The following is an 18130-nucleotide window of genomic DNA, read 5'->3' as shown; positions in this document are numbered from 1 at the left end:
TTCCGATCAAGGAGAAAATGACAATGTCGACCAAACCGCTGCTCCCTCCGTGGCCCGGCACCATGACCGGCCGGGAACGTTTCAACCGCCAGATGCACTTTCAGAGCGTGGACCGCTGCTTCAACATGGAGTTCGGCTACTGGGAGGAAAACTTCAGGGAGTGGCCGCTCTTCGTCGAAAACAATATCCGCAACAACGAGGAGGCCGACCGCTTCTTCAGCTTCGACCCCATCGCCGTCATCTATGGCCGGACCTGGATGTCTCCGCCGTTCGAAACGAAGATCATCGAACGCAGAAACGACGTCAACATCATGATCAACCACGACGGGCTGCTCGCCGAAGTCCCGGCCGACGGGCACGACACGATTCCGCACTACCTGAAGTCGAGCATCGTCACGCCGGAAGACTGGAAACGCTGCAAGGAGGAGCGCTTCCGGCGCGACGATCCGTCCCGGATTCCGGACATCGAAGCCCTCAGGCGGCAGCACCCGGCCGACCGCGACTATCCGCTCGGCATCGACTGCGGCTCGATGATCGGCAAAATCCGCGACATGCTGACCTTCGAAGGACTCGCCTACGCCGTCTACGACTACCCGGATATGGTCGAAGACATGGTCGAAACCTGCTGCCAGCTGGTGGAGGATTCACTCGACCGGCTGCTGCCGCACTTCGATTTCGACTACGCCTCGGGATGGGAGGACATCTGCTTCAAAAACGGCCCGATCGTCTCCGTCGACTTTTTCCGCGATGTGGTGACCCCGCGCTACAAGCGCATCCGCCGTAAGCTCGACGCCTACGGCATCGATCTCTGGTACACCGACTGCGACGGCGACGTGCGGCCCATCCTGCCCTATCTGATCGAGGGGGGCATCAACTGCCTGTTCCCGTTCGAGGTCATGGGCTGCTCGCATCCGGGCGAACTGCTCGACCGGTATCCGGGCACGCTCCGGATCATGGGCGGAGTCGACAAAATCCAGCTCGGCAACGGCCCCGCCGCCATCAAGGCTTATCTCGAAACCCTCGTCCCGTACGTCGAACGCGGCGGCTACATCCCGTTCTGCGACCACCGCTGCCCGCCGAACGTCAGGCCGGAAGACTATCTGTACTATCTCGATCTGAAGCAGAAGATGTTCGGTCTGAAATAACAGCCGGCGGCACTGCCGCCGGCCCGGCGCCCGGCCGCCTACCGCATAGCGCGCATCAGTTCGGACGACTTCATGAGGCAGCGCGGCAGGTGGAAGAAGGTCTTCCATTTGCCGCCCTTCAGCATATTGTTCGGCCGGCCGGCGCGGTCGAGATAGGCGAACCACTCGCCGTATTCCGGGTCCGGGAAATGGCTCCACATCCACGCATCGACCGTTTTGAAGTGCGTGAGGAAGCGTTCCTCTCCGCTGAGCTTGAAGGCGAACAGCGCCGCGATCGCCGCCTCGTTGTGCGGCCACCAGAGTTTCATGTCGTGCTGGAGTTCGAGGTGCGGCCTGCCGAGCGCGTCCATGAAGTAGAAAATGCCGCCGTATTCGGGATCGGTTCCGAACCGGAACAGCTCGTCGACATAGTCGCAGGCCTGCCGGATGAGCTCCGCATCCCCGATCCGCTCCGCGTACTGCAGGACGAACCACATCGATTCAAGGCCGTGGCCCGGATTCACGAACCGCCCCTCGCAGCTGTCGAGGTCGAAGCTGCCGTCCGGATTCACGTTCTCGAACAGGACCTTGAGCTCCGGGTGGTGGAACATCCGCATGACCGTCCGGACCGCCCGGTCGGTTTCGGCATCGAACTCGCCGGTCGCCAGGCACTCCTTCATGACGCACCCGAGGTTTGCGAGGATCATGAAGGAACCGAGCGAAAGGCGCGCCGGAGTTCCGGGCAGCAGCTTGTTCCAGCGCCCCTTCGGGTTATCCAGCCGCCGGATGTAGCTCCGCATGGCGGAGCGGGCTTCGTCCCGGTACCGCTCCTCACCGGTCGCGGCAAACATCGCCGCGGCTCCCATCGCCGCAAAGCAATCCGAAAAGATGCTGTACGGCGTCATGGCGGGGACGCCCTCGCGATTCAGCGCAAAATAGTAGCTGCCGTCCCCGGTGCGGCCGTGCTCGAACAGGAAGTCAAACCCCTGCCGCGCAATTTCGAGATACTCCGGGTGCCCCTCGCCGCAGCGCCTGCGATAGAGCTCCGCGAACATATAGACGATCCGCCACTGCATCCACATGTACTTGGTCGTATCGTAGACCGAACCGTCGCGGTCCAGCATCGTGAAGTAGCCGCCGTATTCGCGGTCCACGCAGTTCTTCACCCAGAACGGAATCACATTCCGCGTCAGCTCATTCTCGTATCGTTCGATCACCGGTTGCCAGTCCATTTCGACCTCCATTTCAGTTGCGATTGTTTTGTTAAATCATTTTAGTTATCAGATAAAAAAGGATGCCCCTCTTTTCGGATGCCGGGAAATTCAGTTCCAGCTTTTGAGCCGGGAACTGCCGGAGATGCGGATGCCGGAAGTATCGACCTCGCCGCGGAATTTCAGGGATGAACCGCCCGACAGATCGCCTTCGAGCTTATCAGTCACCTCAAGCTTCAGCTTCGATGCGCCGGAAACGTCGATTTCGGCCTTTTCGACCTGAACCGCCTCGGCTTTCGACGCACCGGAGAGCCGCGCCTCGAGCTTGCGGATCGAACCGCGCAGCTTCGCGTTGCTGGCGCCGGACACCTCGATTTCAGCAAGGCCGAACTCCCCGCCGCACTCGGCGCGACAGCTGCCGGTCAGTTTGACGACCAGTTCTTCCACCTTGGCGCCGGGCACCTCAAGCTTGCCGCCGTCGGTGATTTTGCAGACGAACTTCGGCGCTTCGACGGAATCGATCCAGATGCTGTTGCGGCCGATCGCCTTGACCTGCGCCGGAACGCCGGTCGAGGATAGTTCGATGGTCATCGGCTCCTCCGGCCGTTTCTTGCCGGTGTAGCGGATCAGCAGGCCGTCGCGGCTGTTCTCGACCTTCACGAACCGGGCGAAGGCGGGGTCGATTCCGATCTGGCAGCGGTTCGCGGCGGCGCGGCACTGCAGATGCACCTGCCAGCAGCCTGCGACCGACAGATAATTCAGCTTCGAAAACGAATATTCCCGCAGGGCCGGAACGCCGCCGACCTCCTCTTCGACGACAGCCGGAACCTCGGCCGGCTTCGCGGCGGGCGGCTCCGAAGGACTTTTCTTCCCGGTCTCACCGGCGGACATGGGGAGAGCCGGAGTCTCCCCCTTCTCCATCCGGCGCCTGAAAAGCAAAATCAGGATGACGGCCAGAAACGCAATGGCAACCAGCAGAAACGGGTTGACGATGAAACCTGTACACACTCCCATGAATCCACCTCCTCCATGAATGTCGTGAAACACCGGATTCAGGAATAATATAGCATTCCGCCGGCATTTTCCCAACCCCGGCATAAAAAATATGAACGAAAAAACAGAAATCCGCCTCCACGCCCCGGAAATCATTTCATCAAAAAATATATTTTCACTATTGAAATATATTTTCATATATGATATTTTAAAAAAGGAGACCGGATTGATATGAAAAAGAGAGAAAACCCGTCAGCCAAACCGTACATGGTTCCGGCGCTCGAACGCGGGATGCGGATTCTGGAACTGCTTTCCGAACATCCCGCCGGGCTCGCCATGTCGGATATGGCTCCGCTCGGTTTGCCGGCCGCAAGCCTTTACCGCATGCTGGCAACGCTGGCGGAGCTCGGTTATGTCGTTCGCGGCGAACAGGACCGCTACCGCCTCGGCCGCAAGCTGCTGACGCTCGGCTACCGGAGCATCGACGAATCGTCGCTCCTTGAAAATGCGCTCGGACCGATGCGCGACCTGCGCGACCGGACCGGCGAAACCGCCATGCTCGGCGTGCTCTACGGCGGAGAGGGCGTCGTCATCGAATCGGTGAAATCGAACCGGGCGGTCTGCGTTTCGGTGCGAATCGGCCACCACTACCCGCTCCACACCGCCGCCCCCGCCAAAGCGATGCTCGCGTTTCTGCCCGACGGGGAGCGGGATGCGCTTCTCCGCCGGATCACTTACACCGGCTTCACGGATAAAACCATCCGGAATGCCGCGAAGTTGAAGTCGGAATTGCGGAGAATCCGCCAGACCGGAATCGCTTTCGACCGCGGCGAGGAGTTGCGGGAGCTGCGCTGTGCGGGCGCGCCGATCCTCAATGTGAAAGGATACCCCGTCGCCGCAATCTGGATCGGCGGCCCGGAATCGAGACTCGACGAAGCCGCCCTCAAATCCTGCGGAGAAATGGTGAAAGAAGCAGCGGAGCAAATTCAGCAGCGGCTGATCTGATAAACAACCGGGAGACTTGTCTTATGTGCAGTCTGTTTCTTGAAGCGGAATCGTTTCGCGCCCCCGGCGGCTGGGTGATCGACCCCTCCGCGATGCATGAAATGGGTTCCGCGTACCTGATGGCGCACGGAATCGGCACGCCTGTCGCCGACGCCGTGACGGAAATCGAAATCGCCGAATCCGCCGTCTATCACATCCGGGCGAGAACACGGGACTGGACCGCCGTCTGGAAACGCGGCACTCCCGCCGGACGTTTCACGCTTCGGATCGACGGCTTCGAACTGCCGGAAATCCTCGGCACCAACGGCGAAAAATGGGCGTGGCAGAAAGCCGGGTCCCTGCATCTTTCCGCCGGAACGCACTCCGTTGCCCTGCACGATCTCACCGGATTCAACGGGCGCTGCGACGCGATCTATTTCTCCACCGATCCCGATGATGTCCCGCCGGACGGCGGAACCGCGCTGGAACAGTTCCGCCGGGAGAAAAACGGGATCGCCGCCGTCGACGATCCCGGCGAATACGACCTGATCGTCGCCGGCGGCGGCATCGCCGGAACCGTTACCGCACTCGCGGCGGCACGGCTCGGACTCAGATCCCTTCTGCTGCAGGATAAATCCGTGCTCGGCGGCTGCAACAGCTCGGAGGTCCGCGTTCCGCTCGGCGGCTGCACGCACATCGGCGCCTACCCGAATATCGGCAACACGGTCCGGGAAATCGCGCCGGTCTACCTCATGCCCGGCGCAAGGCCGGCAGAGTGGTATGAGGATACGCGCAAAATCAACGCCTTCCGGAATGATTGCGCCGGGGAAGCGGAGCTCCGGCTGAATGAACGGGTCGTCTCCGTGGAAACCGATCCCGCCGATCCGGCGCTCATCACGGCAGTCGTTACGCGCAGCACCGTCTCCGGGCGCGAAACCCGTTACCGGGGCCGGCTCTTCTCCGACTGCACGGGCGACGGCTTTCTGGCCGCCGCGGCCGGAGCGAAGTACCTGTATGGGACCGAGGGACGGAACGTATTCGGCGAGTCGCTCGCGCCGGACGAATCATCGAATGAAGTCATGGGACTATCCGTGCTCTGGACCAGTGCGCTTGAGGAGCGGCCCGTCTCCTTTCCCGATATCGACTGGGGAATCGAATTCAGCGAGGAGAACTGTTACTATCTGACCGGCGGCGACTGGGAAACCGAAACCGGGCAATACCGCAACCAGGTCGAAGAGATCGAATACATCCGCGACTATTCTCTGATGACCACGTTCGCCAACTGGTCCTTCCTGAAGAACCATTCGAAACGGAAGGAGGAATGGGCGAACCGCCGGATCGACTGGATCTCAAAATGCGGCGGCAAACGGGAAAGCCGCCGTTTCATCGGCGACTATATCATGACGCAGAACGATATCGAACAAGAAATCCGCCACCCCGACGGAACGGCGTCGATTTCATGGTCGATCGACCTGCACTACCCCGAACCGGAGAACCGGGAACGGTTCCGCGAACCGTTCCGTTCCTGCGCCTATCACCGCGGCATACCATCCTGTTGCGGAGTTCCGTATCGTTGTCTTTATGCACGCGACGTGAAGAACCTGTTTCTCGGCGGACGCCTGATCAGCCTCTCGCACGTGGCGTTCTCGTCAGCCCGCGTCATGCGGACACTCGGATGTCTCGGCGAAGTCGCCGCCATGGCGGCAAAAGTCTGCATGGAACAGAACGTGCTGCCGCGCGGAGTGTATGAACGGCATTTTGACCGCCTGAAAGAAAAAATGCAGTTGGGAATCCCGGTTCCGACACAATTCGACTGTCCTTCGGTCGGCAGATGGGAATCGTACCACTTCAAGGAACTCGGCCATTTCCGGTATGACGAACGGGAACAGCACTACAATCTCAGCGAACAGACCCGGGCGGACATCCGCAGACTGCACAAGGAACATCTGTTCCGGCATACGGGCAAGTGAAACACGACGGAGGATTCGGAAGGGGGGGACTTCGTCATCCTCCGGATCCCGCGGCATATCAAAGGACGGCGGGAGCTTCCGGGGAAAGGGCGGCGAATGCTACTTTCCTGCTTTCGGCGGGCGCTTGCCCGGCTCCGGCCGCTCGCCTCTGATCAGTCCTTCGGCCCGCGCCTTGATCACCTCTTCGGCGTTGGCCTCGCGCTTGCGAAGCTCCTCCTCGAGACGCGCCGTGCGGCGTTTCATCTCTTCGAGCTGCCGCTTGTTGTCTTCAAGGCGCTCCATATAGTGCGTGCGGATGCGGCCGACGATCTCCTGTTTCAGCGCGGCCTTCTCCTTTTCATCGGTGGCGGCGCGGCACTTCTCGGCCAGCTTCAGCAGCGCTTCAAAACCCGCCTTCTCCTCTTTCCGCAGCGCTTCGCCGAGCTCCCGCATTTTCGTGCGGAACTGTTCCGCGTCGGAGACCTGAAGCTTCAGCAGCTCCTGCCGCTGCTCCTCGGTCAGCCGGGAGAAGGCGCGCCAGACCGCGGGCCCGAAGCCGCGCTGCTCCCGCGAAGGCGGGGGCGGAGGCCCGTCAACCCCGTCCGGCGGAGGCGGCGGCGGACCTCCCGCCGGCGGACCGGCATAAAGCCCGGCACAGAAAGCGAAGGCGGCCAGACCGGCCAACAGATATTTCATGCTCATCTCAATATCCCTCCTGAATCCTGACATTCGCAAGCTCCGCCACCGACTGCCGCCCCGAATAAAGTTCAAAGCTCAAGTTGTACGACTCCTGTTCGAGAGCCGACCAGTCGTTCAAGGCCATCAGCTCGCTCTTCACCGACTTGGTCGGCACGGCCGGAGTTTCGCGGTTCGCTTCGGGCAGCAGGAAAACCGTTCCGGCGACCAGAAGCGCCGCAGCCGCGGCGCCGGTACTCAGGAAGCAGCGGACCAGCGTACGCCGGAACCGGATGGCCCCGGCCCTTTGCGCCGCGGCCGCCATGATTCTGCGGTCCAGCGCCTCGGGCACTTCGCGCGCCCTCAGTGTTTCAAACCGATTTTTCATGTCACTATCCCTCCCCGGTCGATTTCCAGGATCAACCGTCTTAAACTTTTCATCGCGTACTGCATCCGTCCGAGAACGGTGTTGATCGAGCAGCCCTGTATCTCCGCGATCTCCTTGAATGCGAGCTCCTGCTGCCGCAGCAGGAACACCTCGCGCTGTTCGACCGGCAGTTTCCCGACGGCTTCGGCGATTACGCTGCCGACTTCACCGAGCTCAAGTTCCTGGTCCGGCTCCAGCGAAGCCGGGCCCGGCAGCGCCGGCGCCTCCTCGGCGTCGAGGTTCAGCGCGGCAAACGCATTCCGGTTTTTCCGCAGCCGGTCGATAAAGATATTCCGGCCGATGCGGAACAGCCAGGCGCTGAACCTGCCTTCGTCGCGGTAGCCCGGCAGCTTGTCGAGCACCCGCAGCCAGGTCTCTTCAAACACTTCATCGACTTCCGCCGGATTGTCCGTGATCAGATTGTTCAAAAAACCGTACAGCTGCCGCTTGTACCTGCCGTAGAGCTGCTCGAACGCCTTCTCGTCGCCTCGGACGAATGCGGCGATCAATTCGCCGTCGCCGGCATCGAACTCTCTCTCTTTCATGCTGTATTGGCCCTTGTCTTATCCATATAACGCAATGCCGCACGTAAAAATTGTACCGCAGACCGAAAAAAATGCGGAAACCCCGTCATTCAGCGAGAAACTCCCAGACCGGACGGTCCGGCGCAAGCAGATCCGGAGGCATCGGCTCCTTCAAATCGAACCAGCCGAAACTCTGTCCCTCCAGCGGCGTCACCGCCTCCCCCTCCGGCAGAACCGTGCGGATGAACCGGAGACGGATCACGGCGTGTTCCGTCTCATGCGTGATCCGGAACAGCTCGTCGAGCGCCACGACGCCGACGCCGAGCTCCTCCCGCAGCTCCCGCTCGGCGGCCTGCTTCAGCGTCTCGCCGGGCTCGAGCTTGCCGCCCGGGAATTCGCGGCCGGCCGGCGGCTTGTCCTCCGGACGCGTCGAAAGCAGCACCCTGCCGTCCCGCCGGATCACGGCGGCAGCGACCTCAATCGTCTTTTTCATTTTTCCCACCATTCTCTGTCATTCAAGCCGGTTTACGGTCCGGTCAGCAGCAGACAGCCCAGCCGCAGGTTCGGGCCGTGCGCTTTCACTGTAATCGTATGCTTTCCCGCAACGGGCAGCAGCTGAAAACGGTTCCCGAGCCCCGGATACGGCCAGGGGAATTTCGTGTCGGCGGCAAATATGCTCACCCCGTCGGCCAGAAGCTCGAACCGGTCTCCGCCCGGAACCGTCTCGTAATAGACGCCGGCGCCGGAACACGCGGTTTCCAGAGAGAGGGAGGCCGTTTCCCGCTCCGGAACGATGACGCTCGGAAGCCAGCGCGACGGCTGGTGATCGAACCAGACGCCGGTCACCGACGGCAGCTCCCGCCTCCATGCCGCCGCGGATGCGGCGGGGGGCAGCAGCGAAGCGAGTTCGATCATCCGGGCCGACTCGAACCGGTTGGCGGTCAGCGGCTTTTCCGGCCACGGCCCGGAGTCGCCGCAATTCATCAGCTGCTCGAAAATGATGTCGCAGTAAAGGGCATAGCCGCGGTCGTTCGGATGAGTGCCGTCGGTCAGGATGTCGCGGCAGGAGAACTCTCCCGCCGCGATCCGGCGACGCACTTCGGGAACGACGCTGATTGCCGGAATTCCGTAATACGCGGCGAGGCTCCGGTAATCCTCCTCACGCGGACTCTCGAACGACTCCGCGCCGTAACCGGTGATGACCAGCACGATCGCCATATCCGGCCGGCCGGTGTGAAGCTTCCGCAGAATCCCCTCCATGCACTCCAGCCGTTCCGGATTCTGCGCATCGTTGACCGCAAACTCCACGAAAGTCAGGTCCGGCCGAAAAGGGAGCACGTCGCGGTCCATGCGGAATACGCCGAGATCGGACCCTTTGCCGCCGATCGCCGCGTCGACGGGAACGAGGCGGGCCGCCGGAAACTCCCGCTGCAACCGCTTCGCAAGCAGCGCCCGCCAGGAGGTTTTCAACGGGTCGGTCGCCGTGGCTCCCCAGGTGATCGAGCCGCCGAAATAAGCGACGGTCGCCTCTTCGCCGCATTTGAGCTTCTGAAAAAATTTCCGCATGTTCGAATGTTCCTCCGGTCTGGCGCCGGGGCTGACGCACCCGGCGGAAAACATGATGCCGATGATCAGTAAAAACAGATTTCCCGCGTTCATTCCGCCTCTCCGCAGCTTCTGCCGACGATCAGCTCCGGCGTCACCGGCCGGGCCGTGTAGGCGTCGCCGGTGATCTTGCCGGCGATTTCGCGGAACACCTCGCGGGTGAGCGCAAGCGGGTCCACTTCCAGCCGGGTCAGCGGAATATGGGACATCGGGAGCCGCCCCCGGTTCGCGTGGGTCAGCACGGCAAGCTCTTCCGGAACCCGGATTCCCTTCTCCAGCAGAAAATACCAGGCTCCGATGAAAAGCCGGTCGTTGGCGATCAGCAGCGCGTCCGGCAGCCCGGAACGGCTCCCGCAGAGCTCCCGCATCAGCCGGTAGCCTTCGTTGTGGTTGGCGTCGACGGCGTCGAAGCGCCGGAGCGGCAGCTTCGAATGACAGGTGCTGATCCCTTCATCGAAATTGTTCGGGCGGTCGAGATGGTAGGCGAAGACCGCGATATCTCGATATCCCCGCTCCTCCAGATAATTCACCCCCTTGTGGATAAAGGCAATATTGTCCATGGAGACGTCGCAGAGCGAGACCGGAACCGGGCACTCCGTCCGCAGATAGTCCCGCACCGTGGGGTTGGTGCAGAATTCGACCACCGCGCGGACTTCCCCGTCGGCGATCGCTTTCTTCAGGTCGAGCAGTCCCTTCTCGCCGGAGGCGTCTTCGGGGGAGAGATTCTCGGTCACCATGAAAAGGCGGCAGTTCCACTGCTCCTGCTCCGCGAGCAGAATGAAGTCATTCAGGAATCCGGAGTAGAAGCTGACGTCCTCATCGGTGAGCACCGTCCGTTTGAAGATGATGCCGAACGTTCTGGAGTTGATCCCCTTGCGGACGAACGTCCCCCGGCCCGGCGCCCGGGAGACGAAACCGCGTTCCGCCAGCAGCTTCAGGCTCTGCTGCACCGTATCGGGATTCACATTGAAAATCTCCGACAGCCGGGTCGTCGCCGGAATCCGGTCGCCCGGTTTCAGCCTGCCCTGCAGAATCTCCTCTTCGAAATAGGAAACGATCTGCCGGTAAAGCGGATCGTTCCGTTTGATGATCGCCTGCATCGCAAGACCCTTCCGTAAACCTGCCCTGGTTATTATTCCGTATTATACGGTTTCACAGATAACCATACCACGAAAAAGGGCCGGTGTCAATCGCCGGAACGATCTTTCCCGAAATTTTTCCGGGATTCCGGGGTGTCAGCGCGAGTGAAAGATCCGGACGTTGCGGATCTTCACGCTGACCTCCTGCGTGAACGCATTGACGCCGAGCCGGAACATGCGGATCGACTCCGGGCGCGGATACGACGGCAGGAACACGCTGCGGTACTCCCACTCCCCGGTCGGCGCCGGAACGGCGATGCTGATGTAGGGACCGTGCTCCTTCGTGTCGGAGCAGACCGCCATCAGCACCATCTGCCGGATCTGATCGGCCGGGGTGACCTTCACCTCGAAGCCGACGGCGATCGCATCCTTGAGCACACCCGGCGGAAGCACGAATTCCGGATAGCTCCAGCGGTCCACGCCGACCGGGAAACGGGTGCGGAACTCGATCGAACGATCCGTCTCATCCCGCCGGATCGTCAGCTCGCCGGCGGAGTTTTTGCGCCAGGCTGCCGGGTTCTCCATCTCCGGCAGTCCGCTCAGCCGCCCTTCCCGGACATGTTCGGGCGACGGCTGGCGGTGCAGCGCGACGGCGAGCGGCGTCGTATTGCCCCGGCGGTCCCCGAGCCTGACCAGCGAATGGCGGGCCACGCCGAGATCGTCCGTCGCCCTCAGGGTAAATTCCAGCATGCGGCTGCCGTTCGGTCCGAGTTCGAAGGCGGCGGCGGGGAAATCCGGAGCGACGATGCCGCGGGGCAGCTCGATGCCGGGCTCGACGGTGACCGGCCGGCCGGAGAGGTTGTTGTACCGGACCCGGCAGCGGAACGTCCCGTCCGCACCGAACCGGATGCCGGTTCCGCTGTAAAAGGTTTCCCCGAGATCGTAATCCGGCTGGATCACCACCGGTTTGCGGCAGCGGGGAGCCGGGCGGTAGTCGCGGGCCGCCCGGTAAAGCGGCATCGCCCGGGTATTCCGGTCGAGCAGCCGTTCCGGCAGGTCGGCGAAATAGAGGTAGACCACACCGTCGCCGCCGACCGGAATCCGGCCGTTTTCGACGGCGAGCGGCCGCCCGTCGGCCCCTTCGGCCCGGAGCAGCTCAACTCCTTCCGGCAGCACCAGCTCTTTTTCCGGAGCAGCCGGGCGGAGCGGCACATAAAGGCAGGCCACCTTCCCGTTTTCATCGCCGAACACCCGGCTGCGGACGGCCCCCGGCAGCCGGAAGTCGCCCAGATACTCTTTATGGGAGAGCACCCTGACCAGATGGGTGTAGGCCGCCATCGAACGCATCGGCGCGCCGTTCGCGTCCAGCATGCCGAAATTCTTATGCAGTTCGCTGTAATATTTGATGATGAAGGCGAAATAGCGCTGAATACCGAGCGCGCGGAATTCGATCGCCTTCCCTGCGATCTCCGATGCGCTGCGCCGGTCGTCGGCCGGAGCCGCCCGGAGTTCGCGGTTCGCCCACGGCATACCGGCCTCGGTGATCCAGTACGGGATGCCGCAGCGGGCGGTCCCGCTCTCGCGCTCGATCTCCCGGAGGCGGAAGACGCCGTCCTCCAGCGTGTCGGCCGGCTGGTAATCGTGGTAGCTCACCGCATCGACATAGTCGAGCAGGCCGTTTGCGATGTAGAGCCCGTAATTCTGGACCGGCGGTCCGGAGTAGACGATGCCGGTCACCGCCGTCGGATTTCCAGTCAGACTGAACCGCACGGAAACCGCCTTGGTCAACGCGCTGACGAATTCGACCGGGAACGAGTTGTCGAAGGTGGGAGAACTCGGCTCGTTCCAGACCTCGACCGCCTTCTCCGCAGGTTGAAAACGGCGGGTGACGGCGTCGAACCCGGCTGCGGCCGCAATCAGGTCCGGCGGATAAAGGTTGTTCCCGTGCATGTAGTAACGCCCGGCGATTTTGTCGCCGACCCGGTCCTCCCTGAGCTTGACCGGATATTTGTTCCAGTTCGGCGTATCGTGGATGACATCGAGCAGCTTCAGTCCCTCGCGAGCGGCCGCCTCGCGCAGCTGCCGGTAACGGCCGGAAGCGGCTTCGAAATCGAAGCGCCCGGCTTCCGGCTCAAGCACGCCGTGGGTCAGCCGGTCGCGAATCCAGAGGATGTTGTTCCTGCGCAGAAGCCGGAATATCTCTTCAAGCTCGGAGAGCGGCGTCACGCCGCGGCTGGCCGCCACATCCACGGCGAAAAATTCGTCGGCGGGCCCGGAAACCGGGCGGTCCGCGACGACGGCGGAATGGATGCCGAGCGCGGGGAAGAGCAGATCGTAGTAGCCGACCTCCCGCGGCGGCGGGACTTCGAGCATGCCGCCGTTGCCGGAAAGATACTTCGCCTGTCCGGAGGCAACGGTTTTCCCGGTGTAATCCGTATAAGTGTAGACAAGCTCCTCCGGCGTGAAATCGGGGCGGCTGCTGAAGAGCCGGAGCCGGACCGGCTCCGTGCCGCCGGGCACGACAAAGCTGTTCTCGAGACGGTCCGGGCGGGCCTGGAACTTCAGTTCCGCCGTGTCGGCCCCGCGCAGCGTGATGTCGCCGATTTCGACCGTTCCGCGCCGGCCGGGCAGCTGCCCGGCATGCAGCAGAAACGCAATCTCCCCGGCCGGGCCGCGGAATCGGCCGTCATTCGCGCCGCCCCAATGGACGGCGGAATCGGCCAGCGGAAGCGAGAGCTCCCGCCACTCACCGCCGGCGGCGGCAGCCGGCAGCTCATATTGATGCGTCTGGCCTTCGGCATCGAGGCAGCGGAGCGTGATGCGGCCGGCCTCCCCCCTCACCCGGAAAGCGAGCTCCCGGAACGGCGGCAGCCTGCCGCGGCTGACGACGCCGACATAACGGCCGCCGCCGGTGAAGTCGCCGGAGAGGGAGAGCAAGCCGTCCCGGCTCTCATACTTCCCCTTCGCTCCGGGGAACTCGGAGCCGTTCGTGAACTTCCAGAGCGCCGGTTCTCCCGACAGCCGAAGCTCGCCGCCCGAAACGGCCGGAAACAAAACAGCGGAAAACAGGGCCGCCGCCAGAATCAGGAGCTGTCTTTTCATATCAGTTGGTCTCGAAGATTTTCGCCGAGTTGTACGACTTGGTGATCGGGAAAGTCGAAATGGCGGCAAGTCCGGCCTTGTCGAGAGATTCGGCGTGACCGTCGAAGAAGAGCAGATTGCCGCGGTTGGAGTGCGACCGCGAGAACCCCATGCTGACGATCAGGTTGTTTCCCTGAAAACGGCAGGAACCCGACATGACGTTGACGTCCCCGTTGTAGGTGTCGCCGTAGATGGGCGAGCGGGAAGGATTCTTCGCCTTGCCGAGAATCATCGCCCACGGCTGGTTGTACGTGGTGGTCGTCAGGAAAAGCTTCGTGTCGGCGTAGTTTTTGCACTCCTGCCCCTCAATGCCCTGCTGGTGATAGCGGAGATAGTCGAAAATGCCGTTGATGCCGTCATACATGGAGTGGCTCTCCCTGTAACGGCCGGCGTTGGCGTCGGAGGGGCAGACGGCCGTGTCGCGCGGCACATATTTCCCGGCGTCCCCCGCATGGCTCAGCAACTGGTCTCCCCAGGCCAGGTTGAAGCTGTTCTTGTTGCAGCCGCTCATCATGCCTTTGTTGTCATCGGCGTACAGATTCATGGCCAGCCCGATCTGCTTCATGCTGTTGAGACAGCTCGACGCGCGCGCCTTCTCCCGCGCCTGATTCAGGGCGGGCAGCAGCATGGAGGCGAGGATCGCGATGATCGCGATAACAACCAGAAGTTCGATCAGTGTGAAACGGCGATACGGAAATTGCGGAAAAACACTCTTGCGTTTGCTCATTTTCAGGTTACCTCGTTTTGTGAAGGAGAATTATCTTCTACCGGCTTCAAAAGTCCTTCCAGCCGTCCGGATGCAGCCGGAATCGCTTTTGAACGCGGCGTTTATGCCGTGACGGGACAGAAAGACGCCGCCCGTTCCGGCCGCCGCCAGCGCGGCTCCTGAACGCGGGCCGGACATAATCCGGCGCGGCTGCCGGGATAACGGTTCGAGAGATAGCTGTGCAGCAGCGCCGGGAAATCGGTCTGGATCACCCGGAAGCCGTGTTCGATCATCCAGCCCCAGTGATCGTCGGCGGAATCGAGGATCGCGCCGCGGTCGTCGCGGAACGCACTCAGGTTGTACTGCTTCCGGCCGAGACAGATCGCGTTGGCCCAGAGGAAAAGTCCGGCATCGTGGAACTCCGCCTGGAATTCCGGCGTCAAAAGCTCGCTTGCCCCGTCGGAGAAAAGCAGTTCCGCCCCGACGAAGTTCAGTCTGCGGCGCCGGACCGCCCGCCACTCCTCCGCCGTCCCGACGATCGGCATGAAGAGAAACGGGTGACCGCACCGTTCGAGCGCGTCGAGCGCATCGGCGTCGGCGGCCGGGCATTTCAGAATCAGCTGGTCGGACATCTCCAGCGAGGCAAGCCGCTCAAGCAGCCCGCTGCTCCAGTAACGCCACGAACGGTCGATGTTCAGCAGTCCGCCGCCCCGGAGCGCGGCGAGCACGCCGTCGAGCCGCTCGACCGGTCCGGCCGGTGTCCGCGACATGTTGAAGTATTCAAGACGGTCGATTTCGCTCGAATTGAGCGTTTCAAGATTGCCGCACTCCCCGATCAGCCGCGGCTCCATGCCGTCGTGCAGACAGTAATAAACGCCGTCGGTGCTGCGGACCACATCAGTCTCGGCGATATCGCCGCCGCAGACCCAGGCGGCCCGAAGCCCGTCCGCCGTGTTTTCGATGATGTCGCCGCAGGCGATGCCGCGATGAACGGCAATGAGCACCTGATGCCGGCCGAACAGCGCATCGAGCCGTTTGCGATAAGGGGAAACATTCATGACGGGAAATACTTTCTTTTGCTATTGATTACGGGCCGCCGCCAGGGTCTGCCCGGGTTGGAAACAGCTGTTGAAAAGGAGATTGCGGGCCGGCTGCCTCGGATTCTTCTGCCGCCAGCGGATCTGTTCGAAAACGTTCCGGGCGAGATCGTGAAGCGGCGGCGTCAGCGTGGCCGGCCGCGGCCGGTAGTAGTTGGCTTCGAGCCGGTCGCCGACACAGACGACCGAGACATCTTCGGGAACGCGCAGCCCGAGATCGGTCAGCGCGGAGTAGACTCCCCAGTAGAACGGCAGCGGACAGACGATCGCCGTGCAGTCGGTTTTCGCCCCGAGCCGGAGAATTTTTTCGTGGATCGCCTCGAACGGCTGGCCGAAGGAGGGGACCTCCACCAGCAGCGTGGTGTCGTCGTAATCGACATCCGGGTAGCGGCGGCGGAAGCACTCCCCGATGCCGTTGTCCGACAAGCTCAGAAAACGCTTGCCGCCGTTGCGGCGCTCGAACTGCTCGACCTGCAGAAGCCGGCGGTGGCCGAGCTGATGGAGCCGTTCGCAGAGCTCCGCAGCCTCTTCGGTAAAACACGGCGAAACGGAGTCGAAGCCGAACGGCACGGCATCGCCGCCGCTGATGACGACCGGCTTTTCGCGGCTGCGGAACTTTTCGGCCAGATCGTTCGGCAGATCGTTCAGGTCCTCGATCGCCTTGGTGACCAGCGCATCGCTGGTCTGATAAAGGTCGGCGATGGTCCGGTCACGCCACGAACGGGCGAACACGAACTTCGGAATCCAGTTCTCCTGCCGGGCAGCCGCGCTCAGGTGCATGATGAAATCCATGTTTTCCGGAGCCCCCCAGGCCGGAATCACGGCCCCGAGCTGCCGCGGCAGTTTGTTTTCGGAGATCGTGCTGCAGACGAAGGTCCCGACTCCGGCAACCCGTTCCAGGCACCCTTCCGCCACCAGCAGATCGACTGCCTTGCGCAGCGTCATATAGCTGACGCCGGCCCGTTCGGCCATCTCACGCTCCGGCGGCAGCGCCGTTCCGCGCGAGTAGTTGCCGAGCACGATTTCCTCATGGATGTATTCACGGGTTTCCGTGACTTTATTGCCGTATCCCATATCGTTTTCCTTTCGGAGAAATAAGCTGTGTTTCCGCCTTCTCCATTAATTATAGCAAAGACATATGAATTTGTCAATAGGAAATTGATTTATTTTCAATTAAAATATAGCGCAGAGCTATTTTTATCAAAAAAGCAGGGTTTCTCTGCGGGATACAGGAGGAACCATGACTCCGCCTGCCGTGTTCCGGCGTACGCTGTTTCCGGCGGAAAGCCATAGTTGCGCCGGGAAGGAGTGTGAAGAAGAAAAAAAAATCGGAACTCCGTCGCCGGAATCCCGATTGCCACCTCGATAATGGTGGAGCATAGCGGATTTGAACCGCTGACCCTCACACTGCCAGTGTGATGCTCTAGCCAACTGAGCTAATGCCCCTCGCATGTCATAAAAGATACTCTCTCCCGAAGGAAAATGCAAATCGACTTTTGAAAAAAAACGGGAAAATCCGGGCCTTTTCGTCCGAATCGCCCGGATTTTCTGCTTATCTGGCGTTGCGGTCCAGAAATTCCCTCATGACCCGGGCAGTCGCAGTCGGCGTTTCGGAGCGTTCGGTTTTGCCGAAAACCGGCTTATGCTCGAAGCTCCAGCAGTTGTGTTCCCGGAAGGCGTGATAGGTCCAGTCCCAGCCGTACTCCTCGAAAATTTCGAGGTTGTCGCGCAGATACCGCTCCGCATTCGGCGCCCAGCGGACCACGCCGAACTCCCCGACATACATCCGCACATTATGCTTCAGCTGGAATTCACGGGCCGGGGCGAGCTCCCGCTTCAGCCGTTCCTTGTTCCAGAGGCCGCCGCCGGAGTCGCCGTAGGAGCCCGGCCAGCCCAGGTTGGTCTCCAGATAAGCTTTCGCCAGATCGGTGTTTTCAAGCGAGCTGATCCCCTGGTGTGTATAGGCGTGCGGCTGGTAGTTGTGAACCGAGTAGATCAGCCTGTCGCCTTTCAGCTTCGGAAACTCCCGGAAGCCCCAGCAGAGTCCGCCCGGTCCCGGCTCGATCACGATCTCATGCACGGTGTCGATCCGCCGGATCCGGTCGATCAGCGTCTGCGCCCAGAGCGGCCACTTTTTCGGATATGACGGCATATCTTCCCAGTTGAGCGGTTCGTTGCAGAGATCGAACCAGATCGTCTCAGGACGATCTTTGCAGAGCTCCGCAACCTGCGTCCAGAAGCGGATCATGAATTCGAGATTGCCGTCGTCCTTCCAAAAATCGGCCTTCGAGCCGACCCGGTCCGAGCGGTAATTCTTCCGGTTCGGGTTCGGCACATCGTGCAGATCGATGATGACCGCGACTCCGGCTTCCTTCGCCGCGTCGAGAAACGTTTCGATGTGAGAGATGTCGAGCGTATAGCCGCCGTCCGGCGCGGACTTCACCTTCGGCCGGGTCATGAGGCGGACCGCATTGCCGCCCGCCTCCTTCGCCGCCTTCAGGTGCTGCGGCGCATCCGGCATGGTGAAGCCGCGGAGGCGCGGCGTCGGGGACTCCTCCGCCCCGGCGGCAGATCCGGCCAGGAGCAGCGCGGCGATCATCGGCAGAAGCTTCATC

At 61.9% G+C, this 18130-nt stretch carries 16 protein-coding genes and 1 tRNA gene; 3 read left to right on the top strand and 14 right to left on the bottom strand.

All coding sequences use genetic code 11. From position 1 onward, the window contains the following. Nucleotides 1-23: 23 nt before the first annotated feature. Nucleotides 24-1145, top strand: a complete 1122-nt coding sequence (locus tag FYJ85_RS08370; RefSeq protein ID WP_106053637.1) for a uroporphyrinogen decarboxylase/cobalamine-independent methonine synthase family protein — start codon at nucleotides 24-26, stop codon at nucleotides 1143-1145. A 38-nt stretch (nucleotides 1146-1183) separates the two neighbouring features. Here the strand turns inward: FYJ85_RS08370 and FYJ85_RS08365 are convergent, their stop codons facing one another. Next, nucleotides 1184-2356: an AGE family epimerase/isomerase gene (locus tag FYJ85_RS08365; RefSeq protein WP_177995213.1), complete on the bottom strand. Its 1173-nt coding sequence runs from the start codon at nucleotides 2354-2356 to the stop codon at nucleotides 1184-1186. 90 nt (nucleotides 2357-2446) lie between these two features. Further along, complete coding sequence (locus FYJ85_RS08360; RefSeq protein WP_206213048.1) at nucleotides 2447-3349, bottom strand: GIN domain-containing protein; 903 nt, start codon at nucleotides 3347-3349, stop codon at nucleotides 2447-2449. Between the two features lie 210 nt (nucleotides 3350-3559). Here FYJ85_RS08360 and FYJ85_RS08355 point away from each other — a divergent pair, with 210 nt between their 5' ends. Together FYJ85_RS08355 and FYJ85_RS08350 are read left to right on the top strand one after the other, a co-directional pair. Next, nucleotides 3560-4333, top strand: a complete 774-nt coding sequence (locus FYJ85_RS08355) for an IclR family transcriptional regulator (RefSeq protein ID WP_106053640.1) — start codon at nucleotides 3560-3562, stop codon at nucleotides 4331-4333. 23 nt (nucleotides 4334-4356) lie between these two features. Next, entirely contained in the window at nucleotides 4357-6282 is a 1926-nt protein-coding gene (locus FYJ85_RS08350) for an FAD-dependent oxidoreductase (protein WP_154417831.1), read from the top strand. Nucleotides 6283-6381: 99 nt separating this feature from the next. On the opposite strand, the gene FYJ85_RS08345 is transcribed toward FYJ85_RS08350, so the two are convergent. The 12 genes from FYJ85_RS08345 to FYJ85_RS08290 form a co-directional block, all read right to left on the bottom strand. Beyond that, the gene (locus FYJ85_RS08345; protein WP_106053642.1) at nucleotides 6382-6963 is read right to left on the bottom strand and encodes a hypothetical protein; all 582 of its coding nucleotides are present in this window, start codon (nucleotides 6961-6963) and stop codon (nucleotides 6382-6384) included. Between the two features lies 1 nt (nucleotide 6964). Beyond that, nucleotides 6965-7324 (bottom strand): hypothetical protein, encoded by a 360-nt coding sequence (locus FYJ85_RS08340; RefSeq protein ID WP_106053643.1) that lies wholly within the window; start codon nucleotides 7322-7324, stop codon nucleotides 6965-6967. Beyond that, nucleotides 7321-7908 (bottom strand): sigma-70 family RNA polymerase sigma factor, encoded by a 588-nt coding sequence (locus tag FYJ85_RS08335; RefSeq protein WP_106053644.1) that lies wholly within the window; start codon nucleotides 7906-7908, stop codon nucleotides 7321-7323. The genes FYJ85_RS08340 and FYJ85_RS08335 overlap by 4 nt, the downstream gene beginning before the upstream one ends. A gap of 85 nt (nucleotides 7909-7993) precedes the next feature. Beyond that, a complete protein-coding gene (locus FYJ85_RS08330; RefSeq protein WP_106055734.1) occupies nucleotides 7994-8380 on the bottom strand; it encodes a (deoxy)nucleoside triphosphate pyrophosphohydrolase in 387 nt (128 codons plus the stop codon). Nucleotides 8381-8412: 32 nt separating this feature from the next. Further along, nucleotides 8413-9546, bottom strand: a complete 1134-nt coding sequence (locus tag FYJ85_RS08325) for an SGNH/GDSL hydrolase family protein (RefSeq protein ID WP_154417827.1) — start codon at nucleotides 9544-9546, stop codon at nucleotides 8413-8415. Then, nucleotides 9543-10592: a substrate-binding domain-containing protein gene (locus tag FYJ85_RS08320; protein WP_106053646.1), complete on the bottom strand. Its 1050-nt coding sequence runs from the start codon at nucleotides 10590-10592 to the stop codon at nucleotides 9543-9545. Before FYJ85_RS08320 ends, FYJ85_RS08325 begins: the two co-directional genes overlap by 4 nt. 135 nt (nucleotides 10593-10727) lie before the next feature. After that, nucleotides 10728-13673: a hypothetical protein gene (locus FYJ85_RS08315; RefSeq protein ID WP_154417825.1), complete on the bottom strand. Its 2946-nt coding sequence runs from the start codon at nucleotides 13671-13673 to the stop codon at nucleotides 10728-10730. Nucleotide 13674: 1 nt separating this feature from the next. Next, on the bottom strand, nucleotides 13675-14439 hold the full coding sequence (locus FYJ85_RS23055; RefSeq protein WP_106053648.1) for a DUF1559 family PulG-like putative transporter: 765 nt from the start codon (nucleotides 14437-14439) through the stop codon (nucleotides 13675-13677). Between the two features lie 101 nt (nucleotides 14440-14540). Next, on the bottom strand, nucleotides 14541-15476 hold the full coding sequence (locus FYJ85_RS08305) for a glycerophosphodiester phosphodiesterase family protein (protein ID WP_154417823.1): 936 nt from the start codon (nucleotides 15474-15476) through the stop codon (nucleotides 14541-14543). 21 nt (nucleotides 15477-15497) lie between these two features. Further along, the gene (locus FYJ85_RS23050; RefSeq protein ID WP_106053650.1) at nucleotides 15498-16589 is read right to left on the bottom strand and encodes a GntR family transcriptional regulator; all 1092 of its coding nucleotides are present in this window, start codon (nucleotides 16587-16589) and stop codon (nucleotides 15498-15500) included. Between the two features lie 295 nt (nucleotides 16590-16884). Next, nucleotides 16885-16961 (bottom strand) — tRNA-Ala (locus FYJ85_RS08295). A 106-nt stretch (nucleotides 16962-17067) separates the two neighbouring features. Continuing rightward, the gene (locus FYJ85_RS08290; protein WP_154417821.1) at nucleotides 17068-18129 is read right to left on the bottom strand and encodes a glycoside hydrolase family 5 protein; all 1062 of its coding nucleotides are present in this window, start codon (nucleotides 18127-18129) and stop codon (nucleotides 17068-17070) included. Between the last annotated feature and the right edge of the window lies 1 nt (nucleotide 18130).

Origin of the sequence: Victivallis lenta (assembly GCF_009695545.1) — a bacterium.
In the GTDB taxonomy this organism is placed as follows: domain Bacteria; phylum Verrucomicrobiota; class Lentisphaeria; order Victivallales; family Victivallaceae; genus Victivallis; species Victivallis lenta.
The sequence above is the reverse complement of the archived record's forward strand: the minus strand, read 5'-3'. Positions and strand labels throughout refer to the sequence as shown.

What these genes read in the sequence shown, in the direction of transcription:
- FYJ85_RS08370 (WP_106053637.1), top strand. Translation starts at nt 24, where the DNA reads ATGTCGACCAAACCGCTGCTCCCTCCGTGGCCCGGCACCATGACCGGC.
- FYJ85_RS08365 (WP_177995213.1), bottom strand. Translation starts at nt 2,356, where the DNA reads ATGGACTGGCAACCGGTGATCGAACGATACGAGAATGAGCTGACGCGG.
- FYJ85_RS08360 (WP_206213048.1), bottom strand. Translation starts at nt 3,349, where the DNA reads ATGGGAGTGTGTACAGGTTTCATCGTCAACCCGTTTCTGCTGGTTGCC.
- FYJ85_RS08355 (WP_106053640.1), top strand. Translation starts at nt 3,560, where the DNA reads ATGAAAAAGAGAGAAAACCCGTCAGCCAAACCGTACATGGTTCCGGCG.
- FYJ85_RS08350 (WP_154417831.1), top strand. Translation starts at nt 4,357, where the DNA reads ATGTGCAGTCTGTTTCTTGAAGCGGAATCGTTTCGCGCCCCCGGCGGC.
- FYJ85_RS08345 (WP_106053642.1), bottom strand. Translation starts at nt 6,963, where the DNA reads ATGAGCATGAAATATCTGTTGGCCGGTCTGGCCGCCTTCGCTTTCTGT.
- FYJ85_RS08340 (WP_106053643.1), bottom strand. Translation starts at nt 7,324, where the DNA reads ATGAAAAATCGGTTTGAAACACTGAGGGCGCGCGAAGTGCCCGAGGCG.
- FYJ85_RS08335 (WP_106053644.1), bottom strand. Translation starts at nt 7,908, where the DNA reads ATGAAAGAGAGAGAGTTCGATGCCGGCGACGGCGAATTGATCGCCGCA.
- FYJ85_RS08330 (WP_106055734.1), bottom strand. Translation starts at nt 8,380, where the DNA reads ATGAAAAAGACGATTGAGGTCGCTGCCGCCGTGATCCGGCGGGACGGC.
- FYJ85_RS08325 (WP_154417827.1), bottom strand. Translation starts at nt 9,546, where the DNA reads ATGAACGCGGGAAATCTGTTTTTACTGATCATCGGCATCATGTTTTCC.
- FYJ85_RS08320 (WP_106053646.1), bottom strand. Translation starts at nt 10,592, where the DNA reads ATGCAGGCGATCATCAAACGGAACGATCCGCTTTACCGGCAGATCGTT.
- FYJ85_RS08315 (WP_154417825.1), bottom strand. Translation starts at nt 13,673, where the DNA reads ATGAAAAGACAGCTCCTGATTCTGGCGGCGGCCCTGTTTTCCGCTGTT.
- FYJ85_RS23055 (WP_106053648.1), bottom strand. Translation starts at nt 14,439, where the DNA reads ATGAGCAAACGCAAGAGTGTTTTTCCGCAATTTCCGTATCGCCGTTTC.
- FYJ85_RS08305 (WP_154417823.1), bottom strand. Translation starts at nt 15,476, where the DNA reads ATGAATGTTTCCCCTTATCGCAAACGGCTCGATGCGCTGTTCGGCCGG.
- FYJ85_RS23050 (WP_106053650.1), bottom strand. Translation starts at nt 16,589, where the DNA reads ATGGGATACGGCAATAAAGTCACGGAAACCCGTGAATACATCCATGAG.
- FYJ85_RS08290 (WP_154417821.1), bottom strand. Translation starts at nt 18,129, where the DNA reads ATGAAGCTTCTGCCGATGATCGCCGCGCTGCTCCTGGCCGGATCTGCC.